The organism is Paludibacterium yongneupense DSM 18731 (genome assembly GCF_000422925.1).
Taxonomy (GTDB): Bacteria; Pseudomonadota; Gammaproteobacteria; order Burkholderiales; family Chromobacteriaceae; genus Paludibacterium; species Paludibacterium yongneupense.
This window is the reverse complement of the sequence record NZ_AUGZ01000018.1, coordinates 38825-53618: the sequence shown is the minus strand read 5'-3', so window position 1 is coordinate 53618 and position 14794 is coordinate 38825. Positions and strand designations below refer to the sequence as shown.

At 64.6% G+C, this 14794-nt stretch carries 13 protein-coding genes; 9 read left to right on the top strand and 4 right to left on the bottom strand.

The features are described from left to right. Positions 1-20: 20 nt before the first annotated feature. The 5 genes from G520_RS0108220 (at position 21) to G520_RS0108200 (ending at position 5562) form a co-directional block, all read left to right on the top strand. Entirely contained in the window at positions 21-1277 is a 1257-nt protein-coding gene (locus G520_RS0108220; protein WP_211222788.1) for an ABC transporter permease, read from the top strand. A 21-nt stretch (positions 1278-1298) separates the two neighbouring features. Beyond that, entirely contained in the window at positions 1299-2126 is an 828-nt protein-coding gene (locus tag G520_RS0108215; protein ID WP_028535228.1) for an ABC transporter permease, read from the top strand. A 61-nt stretch (positions 2127-2187) separates the two neighbouring features. After that, entirely contained in the window at positions 2188-3474 is a 1287-nt protein-coding gene (gabT, locus tag G520_RS0108210; protein ID WP_156876908.1) for a 4-aminobutyrate--2-oxoglutarate transaminase, read from the top strand. Positions 3475-3587: 113 nt separating this feature from the next. Beyond that, complete coding sequence (locus G520_RS0108205) at positions 3588-4745, top strand: iron-containing alcohol dehydrogenase (protein WP_028535226.1); 1158 nt, start codon at positions 3588-3590, stop codon at positions 4743-4745. Positions 4746-4779: 34 nt separating this feature from the next. Further along, on the top strand, positions 4780-5562 hold the full coding sequence (locus G520_RS0108200; RefSeq protein WP_028535225.1) for an N-acyl homoserine lactonase family protein: 783 nt from the start codon (positions 4780-4782) through the stop codon (positions 5560-5562). 141 nt (positions 5563-5703) lie between these two features. Here G520_RS0108200 and G520_RS0108195 read toward each other — a convergent pair whose 3' ends face one another. The 3 genes from G520_RS0108195 to G520_RS0108185 form a co-directional block, all read right to left on the bottom strand. After that, positions 5704-6321: a peroxiredoxin gene (locus G520_RS0108195; protein ID WP_028535224.1), complete on the bottom strand. Its 618-nt coding sequence runs from the start codon at positions 6319-6321 to the stop codon at positions 5704-5706. Between the two features lie 158 nt (positions 6322-6479). Then, on the bottom strand, positions 6480-7718 hold the full coding sequence (locus G520_RS0108190) for an MFS transporter (RefSeq protein WP_028535223.1): 1239 nt from the start codon (positions 7716-7718) through the stop codon (positions 6480-6482). Between the two features lie 181 nt (positions 7719-7899). Further along, positions 7900-8487 carry an arylesterase gene (locus G520_RS0108185; RefSeq protein WP_028535222.1) on the bottom strand — a complete coding sequence of 196 codons (588 nt, stop codon included), beginning with the start codon at positions 8485-8487 and terminating at the stop codon, positions 7900-7902. Positions 8488-8496: 9 nt separating this feature from the next. On the opposite strand from G520_RS0108185, the gene G520_RS0108180 reads away from it, so the two are divergent. Both G520_RS0108180 and G520_RS0108175 read left to right on the top strand, forming a co-directional pair. Continuing rightward, a complete protein-coding gene (locus tag G520_RS0108180; protein ID WP_028535221.1) occupies positions 8497-9189 on the top strand; it encodes an ABC transporter ATP-binding protein in 693 nt (230 codons plus the stop codon). Next, complete coding sequence (locus G520_RS0108175; protein ID WP_036665793.1) at positions 9186-11669, top strand: ABC transporter permease; 2484 nt, start codon at positions 9186-9188, stop codon at positions 11667-11669. The genes G520_RS0108180 and G520_RS0108175 overlap by 4 nt, the downstream gene beginning before the upstream one ends. Before the next feature lie 7 nt (positions 11670-11676). Here the strand turns inward: G520_RS0108175 and G520_RS0108170 are convergent, their stop codons facing one another. Then, entirely contained in the window at positions 11677-12351 is a 675-nt protein-coding gene (locus tag G520_RS0108170; protein WP_028535219.1) for a DUF3313 domain-containing protein, read from the bottom strand. A 458-nt stretch (positions 12352-12809) separates the two neighbouring features. On the opposite strand from G520_RS0108170, the gene mltG reads away from it, so the two are divergent. Together mltG and holB are read left to right on the top strand one after the other, a co-directional pair. Then, positions 12810-13802, top strand: a complete 993-nt coding sequence (gene mltG / locus G520_RS0108165; RefSeq protein WP_028535218.1) for an endolytic transglycosylase MltG — start codon at positions 12810-12812, stop codon at positions 13800-13802. Next, on the top strand, positions 13802-14791 hold the full coding sequence (gene holB, locus G520_RS0108160; protein ID WP_028535217.1) for a DNA polymerase III subunit delta': 990 nt from the start codon (positions 13802-13804) through the stop codon (positions 14789-14791). The genes mltG and holB overlap by 1 nt, the downstream gene beginning before the upstream one ends. Positions 14792-14794: the final 3 nt, after the last annotated feature.

Genomic DNA, 14794 nt, shown 5'->3' with positions numbered 1-14794 from the left:
TTCATGCGAGCGAGACGACGATGAGCGATATGAGTCCTGCCGTGCTGCTGACGAATACCGGGGTGCCGATGAAGGCGCAGCTGCGCCGCATCGAACGCGTCAGCCAGCTGAAGTCGCTGGCGCTGATCCTGCCCCTGCTGCTGTTTTTGATCGTGACCTTCATGCTGCCTATCGCCGCCATGTTGCGGCAAAGCGTGAGCAACCCGGAAGTGGTGCGCGTGATGCCCGCCACCTTGCAGGCGCTCAAGCACTGGAATGGCAAGACCATGCCGGATGAGGCCACCAGCCGCGCGCTGCTGTCCGATCTGACCCGCGCAGGCGGAGACGGATACGCGCTGGCCGCGGCCGGCAAACGACTGAATATGGAAATCGCCGGCTATCGCAGCCTGGTGATGAAGACGGTGCGGCATTTGCCCGAAGAGCGTGCGGCGCCGTCTGCCCGCGCCGCGCTGTTGACGGTCGACGATCGCTGGGGCGATCCTGCCTACTGGCACGCGATTGCGCGCAATGCCTCTCCCACGACGCCGTTTTACCTGCTGGCCTCGCTCGACCACAATGTCAACGATCAGGGCGAAGTCGTGCATTCCGAGCCGGACCGCGCGATCTATCTCGATGTGTTCGCGCGTACTTTCGGCATGAGTCTGGTCGTGACCCTGGTGTGCGTTCTGCTGGGCTTTCCGGTGGCCTACCTGCTGGCGACGCTGCCGACGCGCAAGAGCAATCTGCTGATGATTCTGGTGCTGCTGCCGTTCTGGACATCGGTGCTGGTGCGTGTCGCCGCCTGGATCGTGCTGCTGCAATCCGGGGGGCTGATCAATTCGGCGCTGATCGGGCTAGGCCTGACGCGCGAACCGCTGGAGCTGGTGTTCAACCGTACCGGCGTCTACATCTCCATGGTCCATATCCTGCTGCCGTTCATGATTCTGCCCATCTATAGCGTGATGCGCGGGATTTCACCCAGCTATATGCGGGCGGCGATTTCGCTGGGCAGCCACCCCATCCTCAGCTTCTGGCGCGTCTATTTTCCGCAGACCGTCGCCGGACTGGCGGCGGGCGGCCTGCTGGTGTTTATCCTCAGTATCGGCTATTACATCACGCCGGCCTTGCTCGGCGGCCCGAAGGATCAGATGGTCAGTTATTTCGTCGCCTTCTATACCAATACCACCGTCAACTGGGGCATGGCCACTTCGCTGGGGACGCTGCTGCTGCTGGCGACACTCATCCTGTACGCCGTGTACAACCGCCTCATCGGCGCCAACCGACTGCAACTGGGCTGAGCCCCGCCAACGGAGACCGCCATGCAATCCTTCGTCACGCTGCCCGAACGCATCTGGTACTACACCTTCCGCGTCATCTGCGCGCTGGTGCTGCTGTTCCTGGTGCTGCCCATCCTCGTGATCGTGCCGTTGTCGTTCAATTCGAGCGAGTTTCTGCTCTATCCGCTGACAGGATTTTCCCTGCGCTGGTATCAGGACTTTTTCCATTCGCCGGAATGGATGAATTCGCTTAAGAACAGCGCCATCGTCGCACCGTCGGCGACGGTCGTGGCGACCTTGCTCGGAACCATGGCCGCGGTCGGTCTGACCCGGGCGCGCTTTCGCGGCAAGGCGCTGCTGATGGGCGTGCTGATCTCGCCGATGGTGGTGCCCGTGGTCATTCTCGGCGTTGCCAGCTATCTGTTTTTTGCTCCGCTCGGCCTGACCAGCGGCTACGGTCTGCTGATCATGACCCACGCTGCGCTCGGCGTTCCCTTCGTCATCATTACCGTCAGCGCGACCTTGCAGGGCTTCAATACCAACTTGCTGCGCGCGGCCAGCAGCCTTGGCTCAACGCCGCTGCATGCGTTTTTCCGCATCACCTTGCCGCTGATCGCCCCCGGCGTGGTCTCGGGGGCCTTGTTCGCATTCGGCACCTCTTTCGACGAGGTGGTGGTCACGCTGTTTCTGGCGGGGCCGGAACAGACGACCTTGCCGCGGCAGATGTTCAGCGGCATTCGCGAGAATATCAGCCCGACCATCGCCGCCGTGGCGACGATACTGATCGCCATTTCGGTGTGCATGCTGCTGGCGCTCGAATTCCTGCGCGGCAGGGCCGAGAAACTGCGTTCCTCCTTGCCCGGGGCTTAGGAGGCTGTTTACTGCGACGGGCGTCGTGCCCGCCGCGCTTCACTTGGATAGGATCCGACAGATGGACAGGCAAACGTTGATCGACAATACGAGCTTGGCGCAGCGGCGCCGGGCCGCCACCTCGCTTGGAGTCGGTGTTGCGACCGATATCTACCCGGTGCGCGCGAAAAACGCCGAAGTATGGGATGGGGAAGGGCGACGCTACATCGATTTCGCCGCCGGGATCGCCGTTTTGAACACCGGGCACCTGCACCCCAGGGTGCAGGCGGCAGCCAAGGCGCAACTCGATCAGTTCTCGCACACCTGTTATCAGGTGCTGCCCTACGCCGGCTATGTCGAACTGGCCGAGCGTCTGAACGCGCTGGCGCCGATCGAGGGACCGGCCAAGTCGCTGTTTGTGACCACCGGTGCCGAAGCGGTCGAAAACGCGGTGAAAATCGCCCGCGCCGCCACCGGCCGTCCCGGCATCATCTCCTTCAACGGCGGTTTCCATGGCCGCACGAATCTGACCATGGCGCTGACCGGCAAGGTTGCACCGTACAAGATCGGTTTCGGCCCGCTGGCGGGGGGCGTCTACCATGCCGCCTATCCCAACGCGCTGCATGGGATCAGCTGCGCCGATGCGCTGGCCAGTGTGGAAGCCCTGTTCAAATACGATATCGCGGCGCAGGAAGTGGCCGCCATCCTGATCGAGCCGGTGCAGGGCGAGGGGGGCTTCGTGCCCGCGCCGGCCGAATTCATGCACGCGCTGCGTGCTCTGTGCGACCGGCACGGCATCCTGCTGATCGCCGACGAAGTCCAGTCCGGCTTCGCGCGGACCGGCAAGCTGTTTGCCATGGAGTATTTCGACGTCAAGCCCGATCTGATGTGTATCGCCAAATCGCTGGCCGGCGGGCTGCCCCTGTCCGGCGTGGTCGGTCGCGCCGCATTGATGGATGCGCCCGTAGTCGGCGGTCTGGGCGGCACCTATGGCGGCAATCCGGTGGCGATCGCCGCCGCGCTGGCGGTACTGGACGTCATCGAAGACGAAGACTTGTGCCGGCGTGCCGATGCCATTGGTGCCCGCATCAAGGCACGGCTGGGCGCACTGGCGGCACGCGTGCCCCAGATTGCCGACGTGCGCGGCCCGGGCGCGATGGTCGCGGTCGAGTTCATGCAAGACGGCGAGCCGGCGCAGGCTTTCCTGGGGCGCGTGAAGGCGCGGGCGCTCGAGCTGGGGCTGATCTTGCTGTCGTGTGGCGTCTACGGCAATGTGATCCGCTTCCTGTGCCCGCTGACGATTGAAGACACGGTGCTGGAAGAGGCGCTCGACATCCTCGAGCGCTCGCTGCTCGACGCCGGCGAGTAAGTTCCGACTCGCGCCGCACGCCCCCGCTTCCGCAAGGAAGGGGGGCATTTTTATGGCATCCGACCGCCGTCGGCGATCGGCGCCCGCTATTTTTCTACCCTTGGAATGCCTTCATGACTTCTTATGAGTTTCATACCGTCCCCCACATCGTGGTGCAGGTGGGGGCCGCCGCGCGGCTGGGCGAAATACTGGCTCCGCGCTTCAAGGAGCGTCAGGCGTGCATCGTGACCGATGCCGGTTTGCTTCAGAGCGGATTGCTCGCCCCGGCCCTGGAGAGTCTCGAGTCGGCAGGCTGGCGGGTCGACGTGATCGCCGACGTGCAGGCCGACCCGCCGGAACGGGTGGTGCTGGATATCGCCGCGCGCGCGCGCTCGCTCGATTGCCGGCTGGTGATCGGGCTGGGCGGAGGTTCCTCGCTCGATGTGGCCAAGCTCGTTGCCGTGCTGCTGGCCAGCGACCGGCCTTTGTCCGATATGTATGGCATCGACAAGGTCGGTGGCGGACGTCTGCCGCTGGTGCAGATCCCGACGACGGCCGGGACCGGTTCCGAAGTCACGCCGATATCGATCGTCACCACCGGCGAGACGACCAAGAGCGGCATTGTGGACAACACCTTGTATGCCGACCTGGTGGTTCTAGATGCCGACCTGACGCTGGGGCTGCCCGCAAGCGTCACGGCAGCGACCGGAATCGATGCCATGGTGCACGCCATCGAGGCTTTCACCAGCCGCCATCGCAAGAATCCGTTGTCGGACCAACTGGCGATCAATGCCCTGCGCCTGCTCGGCCGCAGCCTGCTCAAGGCCTGCCGCTTCGGACAGGACCTGCGGGCCCGGGAAGATATGCTGCTGGGCGCCATGCTGGCCGGGCAGGCCTTCGCCAATGCGCCGGTAGCGGCCGTACATGCGCTGGCCTATCCGATCGGCGGCCTGTTCCATGTTGCGCACGGTCTGTCCAATGCGCTGGTGTTGCCGCATGTCCTGCGTCACAACAGCACGCGTTGTGCGGATCTGTATGCGCAACTGGCCGACGAGGTTCTGCCCGTTCCCTTGCGCGGGTCGGTCGCGGAGCGCTCGGAAGCCTGGGTTCGCCATTTTGAAACGCTGATCGCGGCATCGGGATTGCCGAGCCGCCTGCGCGATGTCGGCGTGGCCGAGCAGGACATTCCGGCCATGGCCGCCGCCGCCATGCTGCAGACGCGGCTGCTGGACAACAACCCGTGCGAACTCGGGTTGGCCGATGTCACGGCCATCTACGAACGCGCGTGGTAACCCCCGACGAAACGGCATACGGATTGAAATGATCATGTCGCAGACCAGGCTTTATTTTTTGTCCTCCGGAGTGCTGGAGAGCGAAAAACACTACTTCACCCTGAACCGTGGGCAGGGCGAAGCCTTTACCGTCCCCGTTCCGTTTTTCTTCGTCGAACATGACGGCGCGAGGGTGCTGCTCGATACCGGCAATTCGATCAAGGTGTGCGCGAATCCGCGCGAGCATTGGGGAAGCGCCGTCGACGCCTATTACCCGCGGATGGGCCCGTCCGACTATGTCGTGAATCAGCTGGCCGCGCTGGGCTGCGCGCCGGAAGCGGTGACGCACATCGTTCTGTCGCATCTGCACCTGGATCACGCGGGCGGGATCAAGTCCTTTCCCGGAGCACGCCTCGTCGTCCAGCAGCGCGAGTACGATTGGGCGTTCAGCGAAGCGAACACTCAGCACGGGGCTTATATCCAGGCCGACCTGACCGGCATCGCGGCCAGGCAGTGGCTGTGCATCGACGGTGAATTCGATCTGTTCGGTGACGGCAGCGTCTGTGCGTTTCCCACGCCGGGGCACACGCCAGGTCATCAGTCCTTCCTGATTCGTCTTGCCAGCGGCAAGCGTTTCGTGCTGACCGGCGATGCCTGCTACACGACGGAAAATCTGGAGGAGGACATTCCACCGGGTCTGGTCTGGGATGCGGAGACGAGCCGGGCCAGCATGCAGGCGATCAGGCGGATCGCCCGCGAGAACGGAGCGGAGGTCATCGTCGGTCACGATCCCGTGGCTTGGGGAGCCTGGCGGCATGCTCCGGCGTTCTACTCATAGCCCGTGCGGCACAAAGGGGAAAAAGGAGGCGGCCATAAAGCGAAACCCCCCCTCTTCCAGAGGAAGGGGGGGCTTGTTTTTATGTTGTTTGCAGCGGTTTCCCTTTTTTGCGGGATATAGAACGTCCCGCGGCGATATCTTTTACAGGTCCTTCGCGTTTTCGGCGAGGTAGGCGGCAACGCCGGCCGTATCGGCCTTCATCCCCTTTTTGCCCTTGTTCCAACCCGCCGGGCACACTTCGCCGTGTTCTTCGAAGAATTGCAGCGCGTCGACCATGCGCAGCGCTTCGTCGATATTGCGACCCAGCGGCAGGTCATTGACCACCTGGTGACGCACCTGGCCGGCGCGATCGATCAGGAAGGTGCCGCGGAAAGCGACACCGCCTGCCGTCTCGACGTCGAAGGCCTGCGCAATCTCATGCTTGAGGTCGGCGACAAGCGTGTAACCGACCTGGCCGATGCCGCCCTTTTCGACGGGCGTGTTACGCCAGGCGCTATGGGTGAACTGGCTGTCGATCGATATGCCGATGACTTCGACATTGCGCTTCTTGAATTCTTCCAGACGGTGATCGAACGCGATCAGTTCCGACGGGCAGACGAAGGTGAAGTCCAGCGGGTAGAAGAATACGACGGCATATTTGCCGGAAGTGGTCTTATGGAAACTGAAGTCGTCGACGATTTCGCCGTTTCCGAGTACTGCGGAGAAAGTCTTTTCGGAGTCAGCAAAAAACGGTGCGCTTTTCCCTACGAGTACAGCCATGTTTTCTCCTTTGCATAGTGCTTGCGACGTAAGCCATCCTGCGACTGGCCTCGCCTAGCAGATGCAAATTTATAAGGCATTTGAACGTTTTACCGCCAATTGTAAATTGATATCGAGACGATTGAATTTCGCAATCGGCGGGGTCGGAGAGGACGGCGTCAGGGGCGACAGTCGGCGGGGGTCGGCTGCGGGTGCAGAATGGCGTTGATCGCCGGCGATTGCACGGCAAGGGCCGCGATCGAGGCCAGGCCGCACACCCACCACAGCATCGCACCGCCCGCACTTGCGTAGATCCAGGTGCCGAGGGCGGGAGCGTATAGCGTGCGCCCGCTCCAGACCGCGCTGTAGACACCCATATAGCGCCCGCGCTGCCGCCCTTCCGAGCGCAGCATCACCAACTGGGCGAGCGAGGGGGACAGCAGCAACTCGCCGAAGGTGATCGCGATCATCATCAGTATGCCCCACAGCGGTCCATTGCCGAAATTGAGCACACAATAGCCGGCGCCGTTGAGGAAAACGCCGAGCGCAGCACAGCGCCCCATCCCCCAGGCCTGCATGCGATGCGCGATCGGCACCTGCAGAAAAACCACCATCAGGCCATTGAGGGTGAACAGATAGCCAAGCCAGCGCGGGTCGAGCTGATAGTCGCGTCGGAGAAACAGGCCGAGCGTGGTATAGGTCTGGTCGAAAATCGCGGTCGCAATCATCAGGGCCAGCATCAGGCGCAGGAACACGCCGTCTCGCCACGGCCCTTGTCTGCCCGCCACCTCGTGGCGACTGGGCGCATTTCTGGCGATGCCAGGGGCCGGGTGGCGGCGGTAGGCCCAGACCATCCAGATCACGGCGAGCAGGGCACTGACGCCATCGCTGAGGTAGACCCAATGATAACCGACCGAAGCCAGCAGGCCGCCGGTGATGCCCGACAAGGCGACCCCCAGATTGGTGGCGACGCGCAGCATGCCTTGTGCGACGGGCCGGCGCGCTTCGGTGCACGGTTCGAGCGCCAGGCGCTGATTGACCGGGCGGAAGGCGCCGTCGGCAATGCCGGCGACCAGCAGCACCGGCAGAAAGGCAGGCAAGGGCAAGGCGGTGCCGAGCAGCACCAGGCAGAGGCCGGAGAGGGTCAGAAACACTCGGGCGAGCATGCGGGGGTCGAAGCGGTCGGACAAGGCGCCGCCTTTGTAGGAGCCGAGCAGCGACCCGGCGCCATAGGCTGAAATCATCAGGCCGACGCTGCGGAAGTCGACACCGTAGCTCTCGTGCAGGTACAGGGGCAGGAACAGTTTGGCCATACCGCCCATATTGATGATCAGGCAACAGACGACCTGGATATACACGGCTGTGGGCAGGCCGCGGTAAGGAAGGGTGATGCGCTTGAGCGCGGCTGAAAAGGGCATGCGTCGGCTTGTCTTGTCATGTTGGGCCGCAGCGACAGTGCGCGGAGAGTAAGAAGAATATAACCCGGCGAGGGGGATATTGAGAATGGATAATATCAAGCAATGCCGGTCTCGGCGTGCCGTAAGCCCTGCGGCTGCGGACATCTTTGCCGCCCGTGCGGCGATTGCGTGCATTCCGGTATTACAATGGCAGCCTGGCTTTGACCGTTAGCATCATGCGCGGCTGCATTTCGGCGCGGGGATGGATACCGTCGCTCTGGAAGCGTGCGAGATCGCGCTCGAAGCCGGCGACGAGCAGCGGCACGTAGATCAGCCGCCGCCGCCGCGCGAGAGCGTCAAAGACGGCGTGGAAGGCGTCCCCATAGCTCTGCCCGTAGTTGGGCGGCAGTTGCTGCCCGATCAGGACGACGCGTGCACCCGCGCGTCGGCTGAGTTCGACCATGCGCTCGAGATTGACGGCCATCTCGGGCAGCGGCAGGCCGCGCAATCCGTCGTTGCCGCCAAGCTCGAGGACCACGATGTCGGGATGGACGCGGGCGAGAGTCTGCGGCAGGCGGGTCAGGCCGCCGGCGCTGGTCTCGCCCGAAACGCTGGCGTTGATGACACGATGGCGCGGGCCCAGGTCGCGGGCCAGCAGGTCGACCCAGCCCTGGCCGGGCGCCAGTCCGTACGCTGCGGACAGGCTGTCGCCAAAGACCAGCACGGTGGCGGCCGAGACAGGCAGGGCCGACAGCAGTAGAAACGATAAACCCGCCAGAGAACGCAGCATGGGCATCCAATGAATACATATGACGACAAGGCTGTATTATCCGCTACCGCGCTGGCCAAGCAAGTCGAGCTGCACGGTGAGTCCATCACCATTCTCGCTTCGGCAAGTCTCACGGTTGCGCGCGGAGAAAGCGTTGCCATCGTCGGCGCCTCCGGTTCCGGCAAATCGACGCTGCTGTCGCTGCTGGCCGGCCTGGACATCCCCAGCGAGGGCGAGGTCATGCTGCTTGGCAGACCGTTGTCGGAGCTGGACGAGGATCAGCGCGCCGCTCTGCGGCGCGATCGCGTCGGGTTCGTGTTTCAGAATTTCCAATTGCTTGCGCAGCTGTCGGCGCTGGAAAACGTGATGCTGCCCCTGGAACTGGCCGGGCGGCGCGATGCGGTGCAGGTGGCGACGCAGATGCTGACCCGTGTCGGGCTCGCGCACCGGCTCAAACACTATCCGCGCCATTTGTCCGGCGGCGAACAGCAGCGGGTGGCGCTGGCGCGCGCTTTTGTGATTCATCCGCCGCTGCTGTTCGCCGACGAGCCGACCGGCAACCTCGATCCCGTGCATGGACGGCAGATCATCGACCTGCTGTTCCAGCTCAATGCCGAAGAGGGGACTGCGCTGGTGCTGGTCACTCACGACAATGAGCTGGCGGGGCGCTGCGATGCGATCTACCGCCTGGTGGACGGAACCCTGGTCGGGGCCGGTCGATGAGGGCGCGCCTCGGCCTCATCCTGCGTTTCGTGCGGCGCGAGCTGCAGAGCGGCGAGCTGACGGTGCTCGCGTTGGCGCTGGTGATCGCCGTGACCGCGATGAGCAGCGTGGCGTTTTTTTCCGACCGCGTCGAGCAGGGGTTGGCATCGCAGGCGACGCAGCTGCTGGCCGCCGATCTGGTCGTGGTCGGCGACGCGCCGCTGGCGCCGCAGTTTGCCCGCGCCGCCAGCGGCGCCGGCCTTGCAACGGCGAGCAGCGTCAGCTTTCCCTCCATGATCTTTGCCGACGGACAGACTGCGCTGGCCAATCTGAAGGCGGTCAGCGACAGCTACCCCTTGCGTGGCGAGGTCTGGCTGCGGCTGGCGGATGGCCGTCCGAGTCATGGCGCTTTGCATCCGTTGCCGGGGAGCGTCTGGGCGGATGCGCGACTGATGCAGCGCCTCGGCGTGGCGCCGGGCACGATGCTCGCCATCGGCAGCACGCGTTTGCGGCTAACCGCCGAAATCGTGCGCGAGCCCGATGGCGCCATGGATCTGTACAACTTCATTCCGCGGCTGGTGATCAATCAGCGCGATCTGGCGGCGACCGGCCTGATCCAGGAAGGCAGTCGAGCACGCTGGCGGTTGATGGCGGCCGGGCGTGCCGATGCCGTCGCCTCGGTGCGGCAGGCGTGGTCCGGGTATTTGCAGCGCGGCACCCGTATCGAGGATGTGGAGGAGGCCAGGCCCGAAGTCCGTACTGCGCTGACGCGCGCGCGCCGCTTTCTCGGCTTGACGGCGATGCTGACCGTGGCGCTGGCCGCCGCCGCTGTTTCGCTGGCGGTACGACGCTATCTGGCGCGGCACTGGCAGGCGGTTGCGGTGCTGCGTTGTCTCGGGCAGACCTCGTCCGAGGTTCTGGCCCTGTTTGCCTCGCTGTTCGTTCTGCTCGGTCTCGGGGCCGGGACGGTTGGCACCCTGCTCGGTTTCGCGCTGCAGAGCGCGCTGGCGCGCATGACCCTGTCCTGGCTGGGGGCGGCCCTGCCGGACCCTCGCGGGCTCATGTTCTTGCCGGGGCCGCTGGCGGCACTGGTGCTGCTGGCCGGCCTTGCCCTGCCGCCGCTGCTCGGTTTGCGTCAGGTGCCGCCGCTGGCGGTGCTGCGCACCGAAGCCCCCGCGACCGGGCTGGGCGCCGCGACCTCCATCATGGCGGTGTTCGTCCTGCTCGGGCTGGCGGCGTGGCAGGTTGGCGATGCCGGACTCGCACTATGGATGCTGGCCGGTTTCGCCGGCTTTTTCGGCGGCGTGGCGCTGCTGGCCCTGGCCCTGGTATCGCTTACGCGCGCGCTGTCGGGACGCGGGCGGATAGGCTGGCGGCTCGGTGTCATCAGCCTCGCACGCCGGCCCTGGCTGGCGGTGATACAGATCTCGGCCCTGTCCGTGGGGCTGATGGCCTTGCTGACCCTGACCGTGGTTCGCAACGATCTGATCCGGTCCTGGCAGCAGAGCATTCCCGCCGATGCGCCCAACCATTTCGTCATCAATCTGCAGCCGGCGCAGCGGGCGCCGTTCGCGGCGGCCTTCGCCGGGGTGGGGCGCATCGCCCCCGAACTGGCTCCCATGGTGCGTGGGCGCTTGACCGCAATCAATGACCATGCCGTGACCGCCGGCGACTATCGCAGTGGCGAGGCGCGACGTTTGGTCGAGCGCGAATTCAATCTTTCCTGGCGCTCGACGCTTCCGCCCGGCAATGTCTTGACCGCCGGGCGCTGGTGGCGCGATGCGCACCCTGCCGCGCAATTCTCGGTCGAGGCGGGCGTTGCCGAAAAGCTGGGCATCCGCGTTGGCGACGCGCTGACCTTCGATATCGGCGGAACGCCCTACGAAGCGCTGGTGACCAGCCTGCGCGCCGTCGCCTGGGACAGTTTTCGCGCCAACTTCTTTGTGCTCGCGCCGCCCGGCCTGCTCTCGGACCAGCCGTCGAGCTGGATCACCAGCTTTCACCTGGCACCGGGCGACGAGGCTTTTGTGGCGTCGCTGGTGCGGCGCTTCCCCAATATCACCGTGATCGATGTGAGCGAGATTCTCGACGAGGTCCGCGCGATGATAGATCGCCTGTCGCGCGCAATCGAGGTGATGTTCGCGCTGGCGCTGGCGGCGGGTGTGCTGGTGCTGTGGGCGGCGTTGGCGACTACGCGCGACGAACGGCTGATCGATGTCGCCTTGCTGCGCGCGATTGGCGCGTCGCGGCGTCAGGTGCGCCTGGTCGTGGTGTCCGAACTGCTGTGGTTGGGTACGTTCGCCGGCTTGCTGGCCGGGGGGGGCGCGATGGCGCTGGGTACGCTGGCGGCAAGCAAGCTGTTCAACCTGCCGCCGACGCTGGATGTCGCCCTGCTGCCGCTGGGCGTTGGAGCCGGCATCGGCGTGGTTCTTCTCGCCGGCTGGCCATTGGTGCGGCGCGTGACGCGGCACGCGCCGGTCGAAGTGTTGCGCGAGCTGTAAAACCCGCTCAGGGCTGCCGCCGCAGGGTCTTGGCCAGCAGTTGCGCGTTCTGCTCGCACCAGCGATCCAGCATCGGCTTCATCAGGGCGAAAGTGATGGCCTGTGTGGCCGTCTTGGCCTGCTTGCCTTCTTTTTTCAGGTCGACGCCGCCGGCCAGCAGCTCGCCGCTGTTCGCGTCTTCAAGCTGGGCCATTGAGGCAATATGTACCAGATAGGGTTCGATGCCTCCGGCGTAACGTGCCAGATTGAACACGGCCTTGATCGGCAGCAGATCGCTGGCCTGGAACCCCTGATGTTCCTGACTCAAGGACGTGACCGCGGTGCGCAGGCGCAGCACGCCGGGACCGGCCTGTTCGGTGACCGTGATGCCGAGTTTCTGCAATTCGTGGCTAAGGGTCTGCTGGTAATAGCGGCTGACTTCATTGCGTTCGTCGACGCTGAACAGTTTCCACTGTCCGTCGCTGTCCTTGCCGATGAAGGCCAGGGGTTCGATGATGATGGCACTGTAGCTGTGCAGATCGACGCCCGGCTTTTTGTAGCCGTACTGGCTTGGCTTGCCGTCCATCTGCAGGAAAGCTTCTTTCGGCAGGTTGAGGATGGACTCGCCCGAGTGGGCGGCGGTGGTCAGCGACAGCAGCGACCAGGCGACCAAGGCGCAGGAGAAATGGAATAAAGTCTTCATTTTTTTTATCCGCCAGCTAGTTTCAATGCATAACTTAAGCAGACAGATTTGCTTCCAGAATGTTCCCCGCTGCTGCCGGTCTAAAATGATAACGCGTTTGACCGGTCGTTTGTTTAAAATAAGCCCGTTCATCTGTCATCCTTTCGCTGTCGCCGCGGCCTTGTCCCCGACGGAGAAGCGGTGGGGAATGCGGCACTCGGGTCAATGAACATAATGTTATATGTGTTTAAACAAAATGATAGCCTGTTCTGTCCGTTCGAGCCGCGGCCCGCAGAAAATTCATGCCTCCTTCCTAGGCCGCCCCAGCGCGCGGCAGCCCGCGCCGTTCGCGGCCGCAGCGCGCCGAGGCGGCGATTCCGGCCGTGGCCGGCGCTCACGGAGCGACATCTAGCTGGTATCATGTCGGCTTTAGACCTCGCGCGCAGGGCGCGGGGGCGACCGTTGCGGATCGATTTCTGATGATGAAGAGTATTGGCCGGATTTTGGCGCTGGCCGTCGTGGCGGCGGTGGCGTGGCTGATCTGGGTGGTCGCTGTTCCGGTGGAACTGCCGCGCACACCGTATGGCATTACCGTGGGGCCCAACCGTACCCTGGGCCAGGTTTCGCGCTCGCTGGAGGATGAAGGTGTGATCCGCAACCGGCGGGTGATGATCGTGCTGGCGCGGCTCGGCGGCTACGACCGTCGGCTCAAGGCCGGCCTGTACCGCTTCAACGGCCCCGCCTCCTTGTGGGACATCCTGCAGCGCTTCGCGCAGGGACGCCCGGACGAAGCGAGCGTGACGGTGATCGAGGGGTGGACGTTCCGCCAGCTTCGCGCGCAGCTCGATCAGAATCCGGACCTGCAGCACGTGACGGCGGGCTGGAGCGATGCCCAGATCCTGAGCGAGATCGGTGCGACCGAAACGCAGGCCGAAGGGCTGTTCTTTCCGAGCACCTATTATTTCAACCCGGAGTCGACCGATCTGGCGCTGTACCAGCGCGCCTACCGCACCATGCGCGAGCATGTCGACGCGGCCTGGCAGCAGCGGGTTGCCGGCGACGGTCTGAAGTCGCCCTACGAGCTCCTGATCCTGGCCAGCCTGATCGAGAAGGAAACGTCGCGCGACGAGGACAGGCCCCTGGTCGCGGCAGTGTTCCGCAACCGCCTCAAGAGCGGGATGCGCTTGCAGACCGATCCGTCGGTCATCTATGGCATGGGCGAGGCGTATCGCGGCAAGATAGGCAAGGCCGACCTGAGGCGCGATACCCCGTACAACACCTATACGCGCAGCGGGCTGACGCCGACCCCCATCTCGCTGCCGGGCAAGGCATCCCTGCAAGCGGCCGCCCGGCCAGCGCTCAGCGACGTGCTGTACTTCGTCGCTAGCGGCGACGGACGCAGCCAGTTTTCGGCGACGCTGCAGCAGCACAACAGTGCCGTACGCAAATTCATTCTCAAGAAAGCGAACTGATGCTGTATCCGTGGCAACTGGACGATTGGCGGCGCATCAACGCCGAACGCGAACGCCTTCCCAACGCCTGGCTGTTTACCGGCGCCGCCGGTACCGGCAAGCTGGCGTTCGCCGAGCATATGGCCCGTTCGTTGCTGTGCGACCGGCCGGATGCGGCACTGAACGCCTGTGGCGAGTGCGAGGCGTGCCGCTGGTTCGCCAATAGCGGCCATCCCGATTTCAGGCGTCTGACGCCGGCGGGCGAGGAGGCCGAGGAAAAGACCGCGCGCCGCCTGCCGTTGATCCGCATCGAAGCGGTGCGCGAGATGATAGAGTTTGCCCACCTGACTGCGCATCGCAACGGCAGGCGCGTGATTCTGGTCGAACCGGCGGAGGCGCTGAATCCTGCCGCTGCCAACGCGCTGCTCAAGATCCTGGAGGAACCCCCGCGCGACGTGCTGTTTCTGCTGGTCGCACACGCGCCACAGCGGCTGCTGCCGACGATACGCAGCCGTTGCCGTCCGTTTCAGCTGTCGGCTCCGACGTCGGCAGAGGCGCTGGACTGGCTGCGCGGGCAGGGGGTGGCCGATGCCGAGAATGAACTCGCCTATCACGGCGGCGCGCCGCTGTTCGATCATGATCCGGCGCTGGCCGCGCTGCGGCGTCAGTTTCTCGATGCGCTGGAGCAGACCACATTTGCCAGCGTCCTGCAGGTGGCCGAGGTGATCGACAAGAACAAGTTGTCGCTGGCGCAGGCGCTCGAATGGCTGCAGCAGTGGCTGCTGGACCTCGCCGGCGCCGGCCTGGCCGCCAGCGTGCGCTACTTTCCCGACCGGCGTGCGAAACTGGACGCGCTGGCCGCGCGCGCGGACATGATGGAGCTGATGCGCTGCCAGCAGGAGGCGGTGCGCCTGGCTCCATATGGCCAGCACACCTTGAACGTACGGTTGCAGCTGGAGGCCCTGCTGATGGGCTACCTCAAGATTTTCGCCCCGGCGCGTCCGGCGTGAGCG

Coding starts and splice junctions, on each gene's coding strand:
- G520_RS0108180 (WP_028535221.1), top strand. CDS start 8,497: ATGAATACATATGACGACAAGGCTGTATTATCCGCTACCGCGCTGGCC.
- G520_RS0108200 (WP_028535225.1), top strand. CDS start 4,780: ATGTCGCAGACCAGGCTTTATTTTTTGTCCTCCGGAGTGCTGGAGAGC.
- G520_RS0108175 (WP_036665793.1), top strand. CDS start 9,186: ATGAGGGCGCGCCTCGGCCTCATCCTGCGTTTCGTGCGGCGCGAGCTG.
- G520_RS0108195 (WP_028535224.1), bottom strand. CDS start 6,321: ATGGCTGTACTCGTAGGGAAAAGCGCACCGTTTTTTGCTGACTCCGAA.
- G520_RS0108215 (WP_028535228.1), top strand. CDS start 1,299: ATGCAATCCTTCGTCACGCTGCCCGAACGCATCTGGTACTACACCTTC.
- G520_RS0108190 (WP_028535223.1), bottom strand. CDS start 7,718: ATGCCCTTTTCAGCCGCGCTCAAGCGCATCACCCTTCCTTACCGCGGC.
- G520_RS0108220 (WP_211222788.1), top strand. CDS start 21: ATGAGCGATATGAGTCCTGCCGTGCTGCTGACGAATACCGGGGTGCCG.
- gabT (WP_156876908.1), top strand. CDS start 2,188: ATGGACAGGCAAACGTTGATCGACAATACGAGCTTGGCGCAGCGGCGC.
- holB (WP_028535217.1), top strand. CDS start 13,802: ATGCTGTATCCGTGGCAACTGGACGATTGGCGGCGCATCAACGCCGAA.
- mltG (WP_028535218.1), top strand. CDS start 12,810: ATGATGAAGAGTATTGGCCGGATTTTGGCGCTGGCCGTCGTGGCGGCG.
- G520_RS0108205 (WP_028535226.1), top strand. CDS start 3,588: ATGACTTCTTATGAGTTTCATACCGTCCCCCACATCGTGGTGCAGGTG.
- G520_RS0108185 (WP_028535222.1), bottom strand. CDS start 8,487: ATGCTGCGTTCTCTGGCGGGTTTATCGTTTCTACTGCTGTCGGCCCTG.
- G520_RS0108170 (WP_028535219.1), bottom strand. CDS start 12,351: ATGAAGACTTTATTCCATTTCTCCTGCGCCTTGGTCGCCTGGTCGCTG.